At 72.8% G+C, this 17,261-nt stretch carries 15 protein-coding genes; 8 read left to right on the forward strand and 7 right to left on the reverse strand.

Annotated elements, in window-relative coordinates; all coding sequences use genetic code 11:
- The first annotated feature begins 411 nt into the window (after positions 1-411).
- Together AB0472_RS13250 and AB0472_RS13255 are read left to right on the forward strand one after the other, a co-directional pair.
- Positions 412-1,104, forward strand: a complete 693-nt coding sequence (locus AB0472_RS13250; protein ID WP_093501586.1) for a metal-dependent transcriptional regulator — start codon at positions 412-414, stop codon at positions 1,102-1,104.
- Positions 1,105-1,592: 488 nt separating this feature from the next.
- Positions 1,593-2,465, forward strand: a complete 873-nt coding sequence (locus AB0472_RS13255) for an alpha/beta hydrolase (RefSeq protein ID WP_366356058.1) — start codon at positions 1,593-1,595, stop codon at positions 2,463-2,465.
- Positions 2,466-2,518: 53 nt separating this feature from the next.
- On the opposite strand, the gene AB0472_RS13260 is transcribed toward AB0472_RS13255, so the two are convergent.
- From AB0472_RS13260 to AB0472_RS13270, 3 genes are all read right to left on the reverse strand, one after another.
- A complete protein-coding gene (locus tag AB0472_RS13260; RefSeq protein ID WP_366356059.1) occupies positions 2,519-4,111 on the reverse strand; it encodes a transporter in 1,593 nt (530 codons plus the stop codon).
- Positions 4,108-4,881, reverse strand: a complete 774-nt coding sequence (locus AB0472_RS13265; RefSeq protein WP_366356060.1) for an ABC transporter ATP-binding protein — start codon at positions 4,879-4,881, stop codon at positions 4,108-4,110. The genes AB0472_RS13260 and AB0472_RS13265 overlap by 4 nt, the downstream gene beginning before the upstream one ends.
- Positions 4,882-5,165: 284 nt before the next feature.
- Positions 5,166-5,828, reverse strand: coding sequence for a bifunctional DNA primase/polymerase (locus AB0472_RS13270; protein WP_366356061.1), 663 nt, complete (start codon positions 5,826-5,828; stop codon positions 5,166-5,168).
- Positions 5,829-6,102: 274 nt separating this feature from the next.
- Here AB0472_RS13270 and AB0472_RS13275 point away from each other — a divergent pair, with 274 nt between their 5' ends.
- Both AB0472_RS13275 and AB0472_RS13280 read left to right on the forward strand, forming a co-directional pair.
- The gene (locus tag AB0472_RS13275; protein ID WP_366356063.1) at positions 6,103-7,488 is read left to right on the forward strand and encodes a transcriptional regulator; all 1,386 of its coding nucleotides are present in this window, start codon (positions 6,103-6,105) and stop codon (positions 7,486-7,488) included.
- Between the two features lie 199 nt (positions 7,489-7,687).
- Positions 7,688-9,316: a hypothetical protein gene (locus AB0472_RS13280; RefSeq protein WP_366356065.1), complete on the forward strand. Its 1,629-nt coding sequence runs from the start codon at positions 7,688-7,690 to the stop codon at positions 9,314-9,316.
- Between the two features lie 30 nt (positions 9,317-9,346).
- Here AB0472_RS13280 and AB0472_RS13285 read toward each other — a convergent pair whose 3' ends face one another.
- On the reverse strand, positions 9,347-10,663 hold the full coding sequence (locus AB0472_RS13285; protein WP_366356066.1) for an ABC transporter substrate-binding protein: 1,317 nt from the start codon (positions 10,661-10,663) through the stop codon (positions 9,347-9,349).
- A 172-nt stretch (positions 10,664-10,835) separates the two neighbouring features.
- Between AB0472_RS13285 and AB0472_RS13290 the strand changes: the two genes are divergently transcribed.
- Both AB0472_RS13290 and purU read left to right on the forward strand, forming a co-directional pair.
- Positions 10,836-11,282, forward strand: coding sequence for a hypothetical protein (locus AB0472_RS13290; protein WP_366356068.1), 447 nt, complete (start codon positions 10,836-10,838; stop codon positions 11,280-11,282).
- Positions 11,283-11,345: 63 nt separating this feature from the next.
- A complete protein-coding gene (gene purU, locus AB0472_RS13295; RefSeq protein WP_366356070.1) occupies positions 11,346-12,230 on the forward strand; it encodes a formyltetrahydrofolate deformylase in 885 nt (294 codons plus the stop codon).
- Positions 12,231-12,371: 141 nt separating this feature from the next.
- Here the strand turns inward: purU and AB0472_RS13300 are convergent, their stop codons facing one another.
- Together AB0472_RS13300 and AB0472_RS13305 are read right to left on the reverse strand one after the other, a co-directional pair.
- On the reverse strand, positions 12,372-13,595 hold the full coding sequence (locus AB0472_RS13300; RefSeq protein ID WP_366356148.1) for a maleylpyruvate isomerase N-terminal domain-containing protein: 1,224 nt from the start codon (positions 13,593-13,595) through the stop codon (positions 12,372-12,374).
- 50 nt (positions 13,596-13,645) lie between these two features.
- Positions 13,646-14,227 carry a sigma-70 family RNA polymerase sigma factor gene (locus tag AB0472_RS13305; RefSeq protein ID WP_366356072.1) on the reverse strand — a complete coding sequence of 194 codons (582 nt, stop codon included), beginning with the start codon at positions 14,225-14,227 and terminating at the stop codon, positions 13,646-13,648.
- 357 nt (positions 14,228-14,584) lie between these two features.
- Here AB0472_RS13305 and AB0472_RS13310 point away from each other — a divergent pair, with 357 nt between their 5' ends.
- Together AB0472_RS13310 and AB0472_RS13315 are read left to right on the forward strand one after the other, a co-directional pair.
- Positions 14,585-14,959 carry an STAS domain-containing protein gene (locus tag AB0472_RS13310; protein WP_366356073.1) on the forward strand — a complete coding sequence of 125 codons (375 nt, stop codon included), beginning with the start codon at positions 14,585-14,587 and terminating at the stop codon, positions 14,957-14,959.
- A 167-nt stretch (positions 14,960-15,126) separates the two neighbouring features.
- On the forward strand, positions 15,127-15,639 hold the full coding sequence (locus AB0472_RS13315) for an EF-hand domain-containing protein (protein ID WP_366356075.1): 513 nt from the start codon (positions 15,127-15,129) through the stop codon (positions 15,637-15,639).
- On the opposite strand, the gene AB0472_RS13320 is transcribed toward AB0472_RS13315, so the two are convergent.
- Complete coding sequence (locus AB0472_RS13320) at positions 15,623-17,164, reverse strand: AMP-binding protein (protein ID WP_366356076.1); 1,542 nt, start codon at positions 17,162-17,164, stop codon at positions 15,623-15,625. The two genes, AB0472_RS13315 and AB0472_RS13320, sit on opposite strands and share 17 nt — an antisense overlap.
- Between the last annotated feature and the right edge of the window lie 97 nt (positions 17,165-17,261).

Here is a 17,261-nt window from a genome sequence, read left to right on the forward strand (position 1 = left end):
ATCACCCTCAGGTCTGGACCAGTGCGGTGTCAATACGGCCGGTGGTTCGGGCGGACGGACGGCGGACGGCGGGCGGGCGACGGGAGGCGGGGGACGGGGGGCGGTGGACGGGGGCAGGGATGCTCACCGCGTATCTCCCGCCTGCACGCCTGCACGCCTGCACGCCTGCACGCCTGCACGCCTGCACGCCTGCACGCCTGCACGCCTGCACGCCTGCACGCCTGCACGCCTGCACGCCACCGTGCAGGCAGGGGGAGAAACTGCGCGGCCGGCCCCCGGGCCGCGGGTGGAGGTCGGCCCGTACCCCCCGTTTTTCCGGTGTCCCCCGCTTGTCAGTGGGATCCGGCAGAATTGGTTGCAGGGCCAGCGCACGCCGCCGGGGCTTCCGGCAGAGGTAATCGAGGGGCACGAATGTCCGGACTGATCGACACCACGGAGATGTATCTCCGCACCATCCTCGAACTCGAAGAGGAAGGCGTTGTCCCCATGCGCGCCCGCATCGCGGAGCGGCTCGACCAGAGCGGGCCGACGGTGAGCCAGACGGTGGCACGGATGGAGCGGGACGGTCTGGTGTCCGTCGCCACCGACCGGCACCTGGAGCTGACCGACGAGGGGCGCAGGCTGGCGACGCGTGTGATGCGCAAGCACCGGCTCGCCGAGTGCCTGCTGGTCGACGTGATCGGCCTGGAGTGGGAGCAGGTGCACGCCGAGGCGTGTCGTTGGGAGCACGTGATGAGCGAGGCCGTGGAGCGGCGGGTGCTCGAGCTGCTGCGGCACCCCACCGAGTCGCCGTACGGCAACCCGATCCCGGGGCTGGAGGAGCTGGGCGAGAAGGACGGTGCGGATCCGTTCCTGGACGAGAGCATGGTGTCGCTGGCCGACCTGGACCCGGGGGCGGACGGCAAGACGGTGGTCGTGCGCCGGATCGGCGAGCCCATCCAGACCGACGCGCAGCTGATGTACACGCTGCGGCGGGCGGGTGTGCAGCCCGGCTCGGTGGTGAGCGTGACGGAGGCGGCCGGCGGGGTGCTGGTGGGCAGCGGCGGCGAGGCGGCCGAGCTGGAGGCGGACGTCGCCTCCCACGTGTTCGTCGCCAAGCGCTGAGCGTCCCGGGCGCGTCGTTCAACTTCCTTTGCTCGTGGGGAAGTTGACGTCCGCCGTCGGTCTCTCCGGCGGGCGTGTCGAACGCGTCGAATCCAAGATTCAGTGCGCCGAATCGCAGCGCTGGAACGTTTCGCGTGCGAGGCTGTCGCGAGAGGCATATGACCTGAGGGGGCGGGAGGATGTGCCGAAGACATGGGATTGGCCCCGGCACCCTTCGGTGCCGGGGCCTGTCCTCCCCAGTGCTGACCCGGAGCCCCGAGCTCCCAGGGTCATCCCCGCGGACCGTTTTCCCCGAGCGGCCCGCCCCCCGCAGAACAAATCCCCCCGGCGCCGCCGATCATGCCTGGCGAGGGGTCACTCGAATGAGGGGTGTTGCCCGCAGGAACCCGATTTTCGAATAGGGGTTCGATAGTCTGCAGTGGTAGCGGAGCACCAGGAAGCGATACGAGGCGACACTAGGCACGCGGAGCTAGGGGGGTGCCAGGCCCATGGCACGGCGCATCGACGTGACAGGAGCCGGCGGCGTACACCTCGCCGCCTGGGAGTTCGCGGACCCGCCCAAGACGGAGGATCCGGACCACTCCTCTCCCGGGGTGCTGTTACTGCACGGCCTGATGGGCCGCGCCTCGCACTGGGCGTCCACCGCCCGCTGGCTCTCCGGCCGGCACCCTGCCGTCGCCCTCGACCAGCGCGGCCACGGCCAGAGCGACAAGCCCCCGCAGGCCGCCTACACCCGCGAGGCGTACGTCGAGGACGCGGCCGCCGCCGTGGAGCAGCTGGACCTCGCCCCGGCCGTGCTCATCGGCCACGCCATGGGCGCGCTGACCGCCTGGCAGCTCGCCGCGAAACGCCCCGAGCTGGTGCGCGGCCTGATCATCTGCGACATGCGGGCCTCCGCGCTCGGCGCGGCCTCGCAGCGCGAGTGGGCCGACTGGTTCAGGTCCTGGCCCGTTCCCTTCGCGACGCTCGCCGACGTACGCAAGTGGTTCGGCGAGGACGACCCCTGGGTGGAGCGCCCGAACCCCGCCCGCGGCGAGTTCTACGCCGAGGTGATGCACGAGTGCGCCGACGGCTGGCGGCCGGTCTTCGACCCCGACCGGATGCTGAGCTCCCGGGAGACCTGGGTGTACGACGCGCACTGGGAGGAGCTGGCCCAGGTGCCGTGCCCCACGCTGGTCGTGCGCGGGGTGGACGGGGAGCTGGGGCGGGCCGAGGCGCAGGAGATGGTCCGGGTGCTGCCGAGGGGGGAGTACGCCGAGGTGGCCGATGCGGGGCACCTGCTGCCGTACGACCACCCGGACGCCTGGCGCGCGGCAGTCGAACCCTTTCTCGATCGGGTTCTTGACCGAGTGGGCGACTGACCGCGCCGGTCCGATCCGCCGCTGAACGGCCTGTGCGCCGCCGTCCGCCGCCGTCAGCCCTTGCTGACGGCCGTCAGGATCTCCGGCAGGCAGGCGGCCGTGCGCGGTGCCGCCAGGCGCAGCCCCGCCCACGTGATCCCCGCCGCGTAGGCCGCCCCCACCGGCAGCAGCAGCCAGGTCCACGCGTCGCCCCCCGCGCTCACGTTCAGCGCGATCGTCAGGGCGATGACGGGCGAGCAGAGCAGGGCCGCCGCGACCATGCCCCCGAAGATCGCGATCCAGGCGAGGCCGGCCTGGCCGGGGGCGACGTTCTTGTGGCCCTCCTGGGGGATGGAGTACGGGAACCGGGCGGAGGTCCAGGCGCCGGTCGCCAGCATCGCGCCGAGCAGGGCGAAGGAGAGGCCGAGCACCTCGGGCAGCCGGCGCCAGTCGCCCAGCATCGCCGTGGTCAGGACGGTCACCAGGGTGGCGTACGGCACGGTGATCACCAGCAGGGCCAGCGCCCGCCCGCGCAGTTCGGCGTAGGCGTCCCGCGCGGACGAGATGGTCGTCGCCACCATCCAGAAGGCGGAGGTGTCCTGCCCGAACTGGTTGTACATCTGGATGCCGAGCATCCCGGCGGCGAAGCACGCGAAGTAGATCGACCCGGTGCCCTGCAGGGCGTTGAAGACGGGCACGATCAGGCCGATGGCCAGCGAGGTCACCCAGGCGGCCTTGGTCTTGGGGTCGCGCCAGACGTAGCGCAGGCTGCGCGCCATGACCGTACCGGTACGCCCGCCGGGCAGCAGCCGTCCCAGACCGCCGCCCTGCGGCGAACGGCTCCGGACGGCCGCGTCGGGCGCCTGGAGCGTGGAACCGTCGGGTGAGGTCATCAGCCGGGTCAGCGTCCGCGCCCAGGCGCCGACGAGCAGCGCCAGCGCGGCCAGGGACAGGCCGAGCTGGAGGAGCGCCGTGCCGTACGCCCCCTCGCTCGCCGAGTGCACCGCGCCGATCGCCGACGCGGGCGGCAGCCACCGCAGCACGTCGGCGACCGGTGCGAGCCGCCCGAGCCCGGCCGAACCGAGGCTCTGGGCGCCGAAGTTGACGAGCTGCGCCCCCACGGCGACGACCAGGCCGCTCAGGACGGCCAGGTCCCGCCCCTTGCGGCTGCTGAGCAGCCGTACGTTCGCGGTGGCCACGGTGCGCGCGAGGGCCACGCAGACCAGCAGCGCGAGGACGACGGCGATCACCGCGACGCCGTAGCCGGCCGCGCCGTGCGCCACCGACACCGCGCAACCCACCAGCAGCAGCAGGCTGAACAGCGGGCCGATGCCGACCAGCGAGGCGGCCAGCAGGGCCCGCACCAGCGGCCGGGGCCGCAGCGGGAGCATCACCAGCCGGGTCGGGTCCAGGGTCTCGTCGCCGCTCGGGAAGAACAGCGGCATGAAGGCCCACCCCAGGGCCAGTACGGCGGCCCCCAGGACGGCCACCGCGTCCGCGTGCGCGTGTCCGCGCAGCAGGACCAGGCCCAGCAGCTGCAGGGCCGCGAACAGCAGCGCGACGACCGCCGACGCGACGAACGCGGCCCGCCGGCCGCCGGACTGCCGCAGCCCGTTGCGCAGCAGCGACAGCTTCAGCCGTACGACGGTGGCGGTCACGTCCGTCATCGGGCCGCCCCGCCGCCCAGCCAGTCCAGGTCGGAGGCCGTGTCCCGGCCGCTCGCCCCGACGAGTTCGAGGAACGCGGCCTGGAGGGTGGGATGCGTCCCGCGCACGTCCTCCAGCGTCCCGGTCGCGCGGATCCGCCCGGCCGCCAGCACCGCGACCCAGTCGCACAGCGACTCGACGAGCTCCATCACGTGGGAGGAGAAGACGACGGTCGCGCCGGAGGCGGTGTACCGCTCCAGCACGCCCCTGATGGTCTGCGCGGACACCGGGTCGACGCCCTCGAACGGCTCGTCCAGGAAGAGGACTTCGGGGTTGTGGAGGAGAGCGGCGGCGAGCCCGGTCTTCTTGCGCATGCCGGTCGAGTAGTCGACGACGAGTTTGTGCTGGGCGCCGGCGAGGTCGAGCACGTCGAGGAGCTGGGTGGCCCGCTTGTCGACCTCGGCGCCGGGGAGGCCGCGCAGGCGGCCGGCGTAGCCGAGCAGTTCGCGGCCGGAGAGCCGTTCGAAGAGGCGGAGCCCTTCGGGGAGGACGCCGATGCGGGCCTTCACGGCCACCGGGTCCCGCCACACGTCGTGACCGACGACCTCGACGGAGCCCTGATCCGGGCGGAGCAGCCCGGTCACCATGGAGAGCGTGGTGGTCTTGCCGGCGCCGTTGGGCCCGACCAGCCCGACGAACTTCCCGGCGGGCAGCGACAGGTCGATCCCACCGACGGCCACCTGCTGCCCAAACCGTTTCCAGAGCCCACGAACACGTACGGCATCGGTCATGCCAGCACCCTACGTGGGCGCCGAGGGTGAGGCCGGGGGGTGGGGACGCTTACCGGCGCTTGCAGGGTGCCTCCCCCAGCCTTCGGCCGGGGGTACCCCCAGTGCCCGCCCGTGCCACCCTGCGGCACGCCTGCCCGCAGCTGGGGTGCTGTGAAAGGAGCGGCCGGACAGCGCCCCGTCAGGGGCGCGCGGAACGGCGCGGTCAGCCACACCGCACCCGCGGCCGCCCACGACACCGCACCCGGCAGCCCACGACACCGCACCCGGCAGCCCAGTAGGCGCCGCTACCGGTCCCGCCCGCACGCGTACGCCAACGGCGAGAGCAACTCCTCCGCATCCGGCAGCCACCGGTTCGCGGCCGTCGGCCGGCACGCCCACTGCACGGCCCCCCGCGACCCGTACCGCGTCGGCGGCGCCGGCACGTACGCCCCCTCGCCCAGCGCCGTGAGATCCAGCGACGCGGGCGACCAGCCCAGCTTCCGGACCAGGTCCGGCACCTTCACCGACGCCCCGGGAAGGACGAAGAACTGCATCCGGCGGTCGGGCGTCAGGGTCACCGGCCCCAGCGTCAGCTCCATCCGCTCCATGCGCGCCAGCGCGAGAAACCCCGCCGTCTCCGGGACGGACAGCGCGTCGAAGGTACGTCCCGTCGGCAGCAGGATCGACGCGGTCGGCTGCTTCTGCCACATCCGGCGCGCCACCGTCGCACTACCGGTGGCCTGCGTCGCCCAGTCCGGGCGCGCAGCGTGCGCGCCGGGCGCGCCGCACGCGACCTCACCGCAGGAACAGCGTTGCACCCCCTCGACCGCTTCCAGCCAGGTGCCGGGAAAGACGTCCCAGTGGCGCTCCTCGGCGTAGCGTACGGCGGTCTCCAGCAGCGATTCCCCGCGCTGCTTCGGAATCTGGGCGGCTTCGGCGCCGGCGATCGTCTCTTCCACGCTCAACACAACTCCCGCACCCACCTGGAGTTACGGGCGTAACGCGCGCGGGGGAGGAGCATCCTTCCCGCAACTGGGGCGCATGGATGCATGTGTGGGGGCGCGCAGGAGGAACCGGGGCGTGAGCGGGTAGTCACACGTGGGGGGTTGGCGGCGGCCGTGCCCGCGATTCCGCCGCCTTTACCCGGCAATCCTCGCATGTCCCGCATTTTCGGTATGTCCGCTGGGCAGTGATCGCAAGGGCCGGATCTTTTCCCTACAGGGAGTTCGCAGGGGGTACGCCATGGCCGCAAGGCCGCTTGTCGCGCGGCAGCCGAACGAACGGTTGCAGGCGCTCATCCAGGAGGCGGGGTGCTCGAACGCCGGGCTGGCCCGCCGGGTCAACATGTGCGGCGCCGAGCACGGTCTCGACCTCCGGTACGACAAGACGTCCGTGGCCCGCTGGCTGCGCGGCCAGCAGCCGCGGGGCCGCGCGCCCGCGATCATCGCCGAGGCGCTGGGACGCAAGCTGGGCCGTACGGTCACGATCGACGAGATCGGCATGGCCAACGGCAAGAACCTGGCCTCGGGCGTCGGCCTCCAGTTCTCGCCGACCGTGCTGGGCGCCATCGAGCAGGTCTGCGAACTGTGGCGCAGCGACGTGGGGCGCCGGGACTTCCTGTCCGGTTCCTCGGTCGCCGCGTCCGCGCTGGTGGAGCCCAGCCGGGACTGGCTGATCTCGGCACCGGACGCGCAGGTGGCCCGGCAGGCGGGGCCGCGGGTCGGGCAGTCGGACGTCGCGGCCGTGAAGGCGATGACGCAGGCGCTCACCGACCTCGACCACCAGTTCGGCAGCGGGCATGTGCGGCCGGTCGTCGTGCACTACCTCAACAGCGTCGTCTCCGGGCTGCTGGCCGGCTCCTACCGGGAGTCCGTGGGGCGGGAGTTGTTCGCCGCGGTCGCCCGGCTCACCGAGCTGGCCGGGTACATGGCCGTCGACACCGGGCAACCCGGTCTCGCCCAGCGGTACTACATCCAGTCGCTGCGCCTGGCCCAGGCGGCGGGCGACCGCGGCTACGGCGGCTACGTGCTCGCCTCCTCCATGAGCCACCTCGCCGCGCAGCTCGGCAACCCGCGCGAGATCGCCCAGTTGGCACGGGCGGCGCAGGAAGGGGCGCGGGGTCGCGTGACGCCGCGCGCGGAGGCGATGTTCTTCGCGGCCGAGGCGCGCGGCCACGCCCTGCTGGGCGATGTGCGGTCGGCGCAGGTGGCGTCCGGGCGGGCGGTGTCGGCGATGGAGGCGGCCGACCCGGCGTCCGGGGACGACCCGGCGTGGATCAGGCACTTCGACGAGGCCTATCTGGCCGACGAGTTGGCGCACTGCCACCGCGACCTGGGCCAGGCCGAGGCGGCCGCCAGGTGCGCGCAGCAGTCGCTGGACGGGCATCCGGAGACCCGGGCGCGACGCCGGGCGATCGGCTATGTGCTCCTCGCCACAGCGCAGGTGCAGCAGCGCGAGATCGAACAGGCCTGTGCCACCGGGACGAAGGCGGTCGAGCTGCTGGAGACGGTCCGCTCCAACCGGGGTGCCGAGTACCTGGAGGACTTCCAGCAGCGCTTGGAGCCGTTCCGGGACGAACCCGTGGTCAGGGAGTTCGGAGCACGTCTGGATCTGCAGGCGGCCGCATGAATTCCTGCCCCGCGGCCGCGTGAACGTGTGGGAAACCACACGGTGCCGCGCAAGAAGCGGCATGTACAGCGCACCGCGGGGCGGATCCGTTACTGCCGCCGCAGGTGACAAGATCGCGCCCTTGGCTGCGTGGCACCTTGCTGAGGGGACCCGGTAGCGTGAGCCCGATTCACAAGGTCCCCCATTAGTAGGAGTCCCGGTGACGCAGAGTGGACAGGGCGAGCCCGCGCGCGAAGGCATCGTGCTGCCCTCCGACGGTGGCGAGCCGCTGCTGCCGGGTATGACGGGCAGCCCCGTCCCCGCAGCGCAGCCGCCCGCCCCGGCCGCCGCGCCGCCCGAGGGCCAGTCCTGGGGTCAGCCGTGGGGCCCCGGCCACCAGGGCAACCAGTCGAGCCCGCAGCCCGGCCAGGACTGGCCGCAGGCGGCCGGCCAGGAGTGGGCCGCTCCGGAGCAGCTCCCGGCCGCCTGGAACGCCCAGTCGCAGGCGGCCCAGGCCCACACCGGCCAGGCGGCCCGGTCCCAGGGCCCCGGCGCCGGTCCGCTTCCGCCGGAGGGACCGGCCGCCCCGTCGTACGGCGGCGGCTACGAGCAGTCCTACGGTTACGGCGCCTCCCAGCCCCAGCAGCCGTACGGCGCACCGCTGCCCCCGGCCGCCGGCCAGGACCCCTACGGTGCTCCCGGCGCCGCGCTGCCGCCCGCCGTCCCGCAGGGCGGCCACGGCGGCTACGGCGGTGCGCCCTCGTCCGCTGACGAGGGCGCGACCCAGTACATACCGCCGGTGCCCGCCGGGCCGGCGGACGAGGGCGCCACGCAGTTCATACCGCCGGTGCCCCTGGCCTCCGAGGGGGCCACCCAGCTCATACCGCCGGTGGGCCCCGGCGCGCTGCCGCCCGAGATGTCCCACGAGCGGAACGCCTACCTCGGCGGCCCTCCCGCCGCGCACTCCGACGCCGACGCCACGCAGTACATCGCGCCGTACCCGGCGGCCGGCGCGCAGGGCGGCGACCGCCAGCCGCCCGCCGAGTTCGACAACCTCTTCCGCAGCGCGCCCGGCGGCGAGCCCCCGGCCGCGTCCACGGCCCAGCTGCCGCGTTTCCAGCAGCAGCCCCAGGGCGGCTACCAGCAGCCGCCCGCGTACACGCCGCCCCCGGCGTCGTACGACCACCACGACGACGACGGCGGTGGCGGCCGGGGCGGCCGCGGCGGCAGGTCGAAGGTGCCGCTGATCGCGGCCGTCGGGATCGGCATCGCCGTGCTCGGCATCGGCGCCGGGGCCATGTTCAGCGGGGGCGGTGGGGGCTCGGACGACGCGAACAAGACGGTTTCCGCGTCCACGTCGGCCTCCGAGGATTCCTCGTCGGGCGCGGCCGACCCCGCGAAGGCGCAGGCCGTCGCACTGGACAAGCTGCTCGCCGACAGCGGCAGCAGCCGCGCCTCGGTGATCAACGCCGTCGCCCAGGTCAAGCAGTGCAAGGACCTCGACGGCTCCGCCTCCGACCTGCGCAACGCCGCCCAGCAGCGCGCCGCCCTGGTCACCCGGCTGTCGAAGCTGTCCGTCGACAAGCTGCCGGGCAACGCCGAGCTGACCGCCTCGCTCACCCAGGCCTGGCAGGCCTCCGCGAACGCCGACAACCACTACGCGGCCTGGGCCGACCAGGCCAAGGGCAAGCACGGCTGCCGCAAGGGCCAGGCCCGCACCACCGGCCAGACCGCCGCCGGCAACCGGGAGAGCGGCACCGCCAGCAGCCAGAAGGTGAAGGCGGCCGCGCTGTGGAACACGATCGCGAGCAAGTACGGACTGACCCAGCGGCAGCCGACCCAGCTGTGACCCCGGGCGGGCCGGGGGAGCCGGCCGCGGTCAGCTGAGGTCGGCGTCGCCCAGGATCTTGGTCATGTCCAGGGCCTGCTTGTTCGCCGACTGCAGCAGGCCGCTCCTGACGGTCTGGACGTTCACGTCGGCGTTGACCAGCCGGGCGAAGCCGGCCGCGGCCAGCTTGCCCTGGTAGGGCCAGGACAGGGACGGGGTGAGGCCGCCGGTGGTGACCTTCAGGCCGTCGTTGAGGGTGTGCCGCACGCTGTCGGCGCTGACCTCGCCGTCGCCGATCTTCTCCAGCGCGGCGGCGAGGACCTGGTAGGCGATCCAGGTGGTCTGCACCCCGGCGTCGGCCGGGTCGATCCGGTTGTCGCCGAAGGCCTCCTTGCTGATGACCTTCTTCATCCCGTCCCAGCGCCGGTCCGAGGCCACCGGGTACCAGCCGGTGATGTACGAGCCCTCGTACGGGCCGGCCGCGCCGCCGGTGGAGTTGATCACCGTCTGGTCGACGCTGCCGACCTCGGCGGCCGTCTTCACCTTCGGGTAGTCCTGGCGGGCCCGCTGGAAGCTGTCCATGAAGGTGGCCGTGTGGTCGCCCAGCTCGGGCACCACGCAGCCCGCCTTCTCCGCGTCCGAGGCGGCGCTCCCCAGGGCCTTCTGCGACTGCTGGTCGTACTCGGTGAGGTCCTCGGCCGCGAGCTGGTCGATCGCCTTGGCGTGACCGCCCGCGCGCAGGCCCGAGTCGAGCAGCTGGGGCAGCTGGTCGCCGGCGATGCTGTCCGGGCGGACCAGGGTGACCGGGCCGCAGGAGTCGGCCAGCGCCTCCCCGAGGCCCGCGAGCAGGGTCAGCGAGCCGCCGTTGACCGGGTAGGAGACGGGGCTGGTGAACTCCTCGTTCGAGGCCCCGTAGCCGCCTATGTAGGGGATGGCCGCGCCCTCCAGCGGGGCGAAGTAGGAGTCGCCGAACTGGCTGTAGGAGCCGACCACGGCGACGACGTTCTCGTCGACCGCGCGCTGCGCACAGGTCGCGGCGCCCACGCTGCTGTTGTGGTCGTTGCAGGTGAGGAGCTTGAGCTGGTGGCCGTGGACGCCGCCCTGGGAGTTGATCCACTTGATGTAGGCGGCGGCCATGGCGGGCATGCCGGGTTTGTTGGTGGCGCTGGTGCCCTGCGGTGCCCAGGTCATCACCTTGATCGAGTCGTCCGTCGAGGTGGACAGTCCTGGGACGACGCCGCACCCGGCCGCGAGCGCGGCGCAGGCCGTCATGGCCGCGGCGGACAGAGCGGTGGCTCTGACGCGCCGGTGGGCCGCGGGGCGGATGCTGCTGGCGGTGGTGCTGAGGATGGGGCGCCTGCCGGTCATGGACACGCACGATTCCCCCACATCGCTAACCCAGAAGTGACCCATGGTCAACGAAGGGTGACGTGCAGGTGAATTACGGGGGGCCCGCCACGGGTGTGTGACGAGGAACGTACGATCGACGACCGTGCAAGGTTCGGAGAACTCTTCCCGTCGCGGCCGTCGCTCCTCCACCATGGGCGGCATGCCACTCAACGACATGCCGTGGTGGCGCTGGCGCAGCAATGTGCGCTCCGCGCTGCACATGCTCTCCGACCCGGACTTCCAGCGGAACGTCTGGCTGGCCGGGCAGGAGGGGTACGGGGACGTGACCGACGCGGTCTACCGGCTGGTGGAGGACACCTGGCTGGACAACTGGTCCGCGGAGAAGTACGTCGGGACGATATTCCGCGACTCGCAGGAGGCGGCGCTCGTCGACACCGCCGTGCTGCGGGTGCTGCGCATCATGCACCAGGTGGGGCCGGACGCGCACGTCTCCGTGTACCTGGAGCACCAGGGGTGGCCGGACGCGGTCCGGGCCGCCCGGGACGCGCACATACGCCTGGCGGCGAGCGATGGCGACGACGCGGACGTCCCGCCGCGCAGCCTCGACGTGCTGCGGATCATGACGCGGGCCGCCTGAGCCGCCGGTCCGTGTCGCGGACAGGAACCGCCGGGGAGGGCGGGGCATGAGATTCTGTGGGGCATGACCGATCAGTCCACCCGAGTCCAGGCCGCCCCGGCCGACCAGTACGTCCTCACGCTCTCGTGCCCGGACAAAAAGGGCATCGTGCACGCCGTGTCGAGCTATCTGTTCATGACCGGCTGCAACATCGAGGACAGCCAGCAGTTCGGGGACCACGACACGGGCCTGTTCTTCATGCGGGTGCACTTCTCGGCCGACGCGCCGGTGACGGTCGACAAGCTGCGGGCGAGCTTCGCGGCGATCGGTGACTCCTTCCACATGGACTGGCAGATCAACCGGGCCGACGAGCGGATGCGCATCGTCCTCATGGTCAGCAAGTTCGGCCACTGCCTGAACGACCTGCTCTTCCGCGCCCGCATCGGCGCGCTTCCGGTGGACATCGCGGCCGTGGTCTCCAACCACACCGAGTTCGCGGAGCTGGTGGAGTCGTACCACGTCCCCTTCCACCACATCCCCGTGACGAAGGAGACGAAGGCCGACGCCGAGGCCCAGCTGCTCGCCCTCGTCCGTGAGAAGGACGTCGAGCTGGTGGTGCTGGCCCGCTACATGCAGGTCCTCTCGGACGACCTGTGCAAGCAGCTGAGCGGCCGGATCATCAACATCCACCACTCCTTCCTGCCGAGCTTCAAGGGCGCGAAGCCGTACCACCAGGCGCACGCGCGGGGTGTGAAGCTGATCGGTGCGACGGCGCACTACGTCACGGCGGACCTGGACGAGGGCCCGATCATCGAGCAGGAGGTCGAGCGCGTCGGCCACGACGTCACCCCCGACCAACTGGTCGCGATCGGCCGCGACGTGGAGTGCCAGGCGCTGGCACGAGCGGTCAAGTGGCACGCCGAGCGCCGCATCCTCCTCAACGGCCGCCGAACGGTCGTCTTCGCCTAGGGGCGGGGCGCCACAGCGACCCGCCCCGCTCGGCGGCGTCACTGCACTGATATATGTGCTGAATACAGGACATGGCAAAGCACGCCATCAATGCTCTGTCAGGTGAACCGTCGACTCCGGACACCGGGCGCGGAGGCCCGGCTACATCCGGCTCAGGCTCGCCGCGGCGAACAGGACCTCTCTGATGGCGGCGCGGTCGCCCAGCTGCCCCGCGGCCGCCTCCTCCGGCGGCACGTGGCCCGCGGCCAGCCGGCAGAACTCCACGTCGTCCAGTGCCACATGGGCCACCTCGAACTCCGCCGAGCCCACCGCTCCGGGTGAGTCCAGCGGGACCAGCCACTCGCCGCCGCCGTTGCCCTCGATCTCCAGCCGCAGGCTGCGGCCGGGCCGTCCCGCAGGGACCAGGTGGGGCGTCTGGCCGGGCGACGCCAGCCCCGCCCGGCGGCGTTCGGCCAGCGCAGCGGGCAGCATCCGGGCCGCGAGGTCGATCATCCGGTGCAGGTGCCTGGGGGCCGGCGGTCCGTACGGATAGTCCACGGCCTCCGCGATGTCCTCCGCGTGCACCCAGCACTCGAAGGCGCGGTCCAGCATCGCGTCGTGCAGGGGCAGTTCGAAGTCGCCGTACGACACCCCGAGGCGCCCGGCGCCGCCGCCGGTGAAGGAGACGGTCTGCACCAGCCGGTGGCTCTGCTCCCGCCAGGGCACCCGCACCGCACGCGTCGGCGGGAAGTGCGAGGCCTGCCAGAACGCCTCGGTGCGGGCGGCCGGGCCCTGTGTGCGGGCCTCGCCCAGCGGGTCCTCCAGGCCCAGCGCGGTCGCCACCAGCCCGTCGACGGTCAGCAGATGGGCGATCACTCCGGCGACCGTCGTACGGCGGGTCGCCGCCGCCTCGCCGTCGAACCAGCGCAGCCGCACCGGCGCGTGCCACTCCGCGTCCCCGATGTCCTGGAGCAGGGCGTCCAGGCGGGCGGTCTCCGCGTCGTAGGGCCCCGCCCAGACGGGGATCGGGATTCTGGCCGGGCGGCGGTCCAGGCACGCCTCCAGGACCCGGGTGCGCAGGCCGGGGTCGAGGTCCAGGCTCTCCGGCTGGTGCAGCAGGCCGACCGCCTCGCGCAGCCGCCGCGCCTCGTCCGCGCAGGCCCCGCAGTTCCCGAGGTGGTCCTCGACGGTGAGGGACTCCGCCGTCGAGCACGCGGCCAGCGCCCACGCCCCGAGCAGCGACTTCAGGACGTCGTGCGACAGCTCCAGCGGTACCGGCGGCAGGCCGGCCGACTCGGGCAGCGGCTGCCCGCCGTCCTCGACGGAGGCCCGGGGCAGCGGTATGCGCGGCGGCCGGCCGAAGGCGTCGCCGCCGTCCCGGGGCACGTCACCGTCCCCGGAGCCGTCGTCGTGCGCCCCGGAGAACTCGGCGCCGGTCACCGCCCACCTCCGTATCCCGGTGGTGTCCCGGCGTCGTGCGCGGTGGACAGCAGTTGCAGGCCGAGGCGGAGCCGGCGCCGGGCCTCGTCCTCGGTGACGCCGAGGTCGACCGCGGTCTGCCGGTAGTCGCGGCGCTGGAAGTAGGCGAGCTCGAGGGCGGCGCGCAGCGGGGCCGGCATGGAGTGCACGATGTAGTCCGCGCGGGCCGCGACGGACGCCCGCCGCACCTTGCGCTCCAGCTCCTCGGCGGCCTCCGGGGAGCCGCTGTCACCGGGGGCGAGCGCGGCGGTCTCGGTGGCCCGCAGGCGCTGCACGGCGAGCCGGTGGGCCAGCGCGGCGAGCCAGGAGCGCAGCGATCCCTGCCGGGGGTCGTAGGCGTCGGGGTGCTCCCAGATCCGGGCGAAGACCTCGCGGGTTATGCCGTCGGCGGCCCGTTCGTCCCCGAGGACGCGGTACGCGAGACCGTGCACGAGCGAGGCGAAGCGGTCGTACAGCTCACCGAGGGCGGCCGCCTCGCCGCGGGCGAGCCGCTGCTGCATCTTGCGGTCCCAGCGGGGCGGTGCGTCCCTCTTCGCCATGCGGCCCCCTCCCCGTGTCCGTGTCCAGCGTGTCTGCACCGTCACCTCGAATGTAGTCGGCACGCCGGAGGACGCACGCCCCTTTATGGCAATGCGCGCCCCCTGACGGGCCGCGGATGGTAGGGGGCGCTCGGCACGCTCCCGGTACCTCTCGGCTCTCACCCTCGTCTCCGGTCAAACCCTCCGTTCCTGATCGAACAGGACTGACCATGACCGAAACAAGACCCTTCCCGATCGATGCTCGTTTGTCGTCCGGGGTTTCGGGGAACGGCCGCTGGGCAGCCGCGCGACAAGAAGCGCAGGAACACGTTCCGTTTCCGGGCGGTTCCGGAGATCCGGCGAGCGGAGGGCTGAGCCGTGGCTTTCAAGGTGACCAGCGACGAACAGGGCGCGTGGGCCGTGCTCGAGGTGTCGGGCGAACTGGACCTGGTGACCTCGCCGGCGCTGCGCCAGCGGGTCCACGACGTGGTCGCCGAGGGACACCACAGCCTGGTCCTCGACCTGTCCGACGTCTTCTTCTGCGACTCCAGCGGGGTCGGCGTCCTCATCGCCGCCCGCCGTCTGATCCGCTCCTGCCGGGGCCGGCTGCGGCTGATACTGCCCGCCCAGGGCGCGAGTGAGGGTTCTCACGTCAACCGGGTCCTCGGCGCCCTCGGTGTGCGACGGCTCTTCGACGTCTACGCCGACATCGACGGCGCGACCACCGACGAGGAGGACCCGCTGTCCGCCTAGCCGCGCACCGCACGCCCATAGCCGACGATCACGGCCGTGCCACGTTGTTGTCGCGGAATTCCCCCGGTCTTGGCACAACCGTCGTTTTCCCGCTCTCCGGCCGCCGCCGCGTCGTACGCTCCGATGCGAGATGAACCCCCACGTCACGTAAGGCGGCCCGAACACACATGGTCAGCACCGAGTACGAGCGACGGATCGCCGCCCGGTTCGCAACCTTCGACCAGGACGGCAACGGCTGGATCGACCGCGAGGACTTCAACTCGGCCGCCAAGGCACTCCTCGCCGAGTTCGGCGCTCCCGCCCGCTCCGACAAGGGCCAGGCCCTGTACGCGGGCGCGGAGGCCTTCTGGCAGGGCATGGCCGGCATGGCGGACCGGGACGGCGACCAGCGCATCACCCGCCAGGAGTTCGTGAGCGGCGCGGTCAAGCGGCTGCACGACAACCCCGAGCGGTTCGGCGAGATCGCCCGTCCGTTCCTGCACGCGGCCCTCGCCCTCGCGGACCCCGCGGGCACCGGCACGGCGACCGTCGCCGACACCGCGCGCCTGCTGCGCGTCCTCGGGGTCGTCCCCGAGCTCGCGCAGGCGATCGCGTCGGGCCTGGACACCGACGGCGACGGGAACGTGGCCGAGGCCGAGATCGTCCCGGCGTTCGCGCGCTACTTCACGATCCCGGAGTAGGGCTCCCGGGGGCCTGGGCGGGAGCCTCGGAGAAGCGCTCGCGCAGCTTGTACTTGAGCACCTTGCGCAGCGTCTCGTTGCGCGGCAGGGCGGCCACCACCTCCAGCCGCTCGGGCAGCTTGTGCACCGAGAGCCCTTCCGCGCGCAGGTACGACACCACCGCGGGGAGCGTCAACGCGGCCGCCCCCGGCGGCTGCTCGACCACCGCGCAGACCAGCTCCCCGCGCTCCGCGTCCGGCAGGCCGACCACCGCCGCGTCGGCCACCGCGGGGTGCGCGGCGAGCAGGTCCTCGATCTCCTTCGCGGAGATGTTCTCGCCCTTGCGGATGATCACGTCCTTGAGCCGTCCGGTGAGGACGAGATGGCCGCTCCCGGTCACCCGGCCCAGGTCGCCGGTGCGCAGGAAGCCCTCCTCGTCGAAGGCCGCGGCGGACTGCGCCGGGTCCAGGTACCCCTGGCACACCGCCTCCCCGCGCAGCCGCACCTCGCCGCCCTCGGCGATCCGGATCTCCATGCCCTCCGGCGGCCTGCCCTCGGTCGTCGCCAGGTTCTCGGCGGTGTCGTCCGGTGCCCCCATCGTGATCATCGGCACCTCGGTCATGCCGTACCCGTGCGTCAGCTGCACCCCCATCTCGCGCACCACCGCGTGGTAGACCTCCGGCGGCTTGGGCGCCCCGCCGCCGGCCAGCAGCCGCAGCGAGGGGATCACCGGCACCCCGGGCTGCCTGCGCTGCTCGGCCAGGAACATCGAGTAGAACGCCGTCGACCCGCCGGCCACCGTCACCCCGTGCCTGCGGTACTCCGGCAGCGCGTCCGGCAGCGCGAACTGCTCGAACATCACGGCGGGGAAGCCGTACAGCAGCAGCATCACCGTGTAGTCGGGGCCGGCGATGTGCGCGTACGGGAACGCCATCGACCCCACGTCGTCCGCCGTGAGCCGCAGCGCGTGCGCGAGGCACGAACCGCCCGCGATGAGCGAACGGTCCGTGTGGAGAACGCCCTTGGGGTCCGAGGTGGTGCCCGAGGTCCAGTAGATCCACCGGACGGAGGTGCCCTCGGCGGGCGGGGCGGGCAGCACGGCCGGGTCGCCGTCGGGCAGCTCGTCGTACGCCTCGAAGATCCCCTTCGCGCCCAGCCGGCGCGCCAGCTCCGTGTGGTCGAAGCCGCGCCACACGCCCGGCACCGCGAAGAACTCGGCCCTGGACTCGCGCAGCGCGAAGCCGACCTCGCGGTCCCGGTAGAAGGGGATGACGGGGGACTGCACGGCGCCGAGCCTGGCCAGCGCGAAGGACAGTACGGCCGTCTCGATGCGGGTCGGCAGCTGCCAGGCGACGACCGTGCCGGGGCGCACGCCCATGCCGTACAGCCCGGCCGCGACGCGTTCGGCACGCGCGCGCAGCCCGCCGAAGGAGAGGGTGCGGTCGCCCTGCAGGAACACCGGCCGGCCGGGGGTGAGTTCGGCGCGGCGGGCGACCAGGTCCCAGAGGGTGCGGGAGGCGCTCAGTTCGTGTGCGGTGGCGTCCATGGAGTCCCCCTGGCAGCGGAACTGACGAGTCGTCAGATCGTAGGTCCTGGCACCTTGTCGGTCCAGAGGCGCGCGGCTAGCCTGCGAGATCTGACGA

Origin of the sequence: Streptomyces sp. NPDC086777, from assembly GCF_040702065.1 — a bacterium.
GTDB lineage: Bacteria > Actinomycetota > Actinomycetes > Streptomycetales > Streptomycetaceae > Streptomyces.

Excerpts from the sequence above, each read along its gene's own strand:
- AB0472_RS13250 (WP_093501586.1), top strand. The coding sequence starts at position 412 with ATGTCCGGACTGATCGACACCACGGAGATGTATCTCCGCACCATCCTC.
- AB0472_RS13255 (WP_366356058.1), top strand. The coding sequence starts at position 1,593 with ATGGCACGGCGCATCGACGTGACAGGAGCCGGCGGCGTACACCTCGCC.
- AB0472_RS13260 (WP_366356059.1), bottom strand. The coding sequence starts at position 4,111 with ATGACGGACGTGACCGCCACCGTCGTACGGCTGAAGCTGTCGCTGCTG.
- AB0472_RS13265 (WP_366356060.1), bottom strand. The coding sequence starts at position 4,881 with ATGACCGATGCCGTACGTGTTCGTGGGCTCTGGAAACGGTTTGGGCAG.
- AB0472_RS13275 (WP_366356063.1), top strand. The coding sequence starts at position 6,103 with ATGGCCGCAAGGCCGCTTGTCGCGCGGCAGCCGAACGAACGGTTGCAG.
- AB0472_RS13285 (WP_366356066.1), bottom strand. The coding sequence starts at position 10,663 with ATGACCGGCAGGCGCCCCATCCTCAGCACCACCGCCAGCAGCATCCGC.
- AB0472_RS13290 (WP_366356068.1), top strand. The coding sequence starts at position 10,836 with ATGGGCGGCATGCCACTCAACGACATGCCGTGGTGGCGCTGGCGCAGC.
- purU (WP_366356070.1), top strand. The coding sequence starts at position 11,346 with ATGACCGATCAGTCCACCCGAGTCCAGGCCGCCCCGGCCGACCAGTAC.
- AB0472_RS13305 (WP_366356072.1), bottom strand. The coding sequence starts at position 14,227 with ATGGCGAAGAGGGACGCACCGCCCCGCTGGGACCGCAAGATGCAGCAG.
- AB0472_RS13315 (WP_366356075.1), top strand. The coding sequence starts at position 15,127 with ATGGTCAGCACCGAGTACGAGCGACGGATCGCCGCCCGGTTCGCAACC.
- AB0472_RS13320 (WP_366356076.1), bottom strand. The coding sequence starts at position 17,164 with ATGGACGCCACCGCACACGAACTGAGCGCCTCCCGCACCCTCTGGGAC.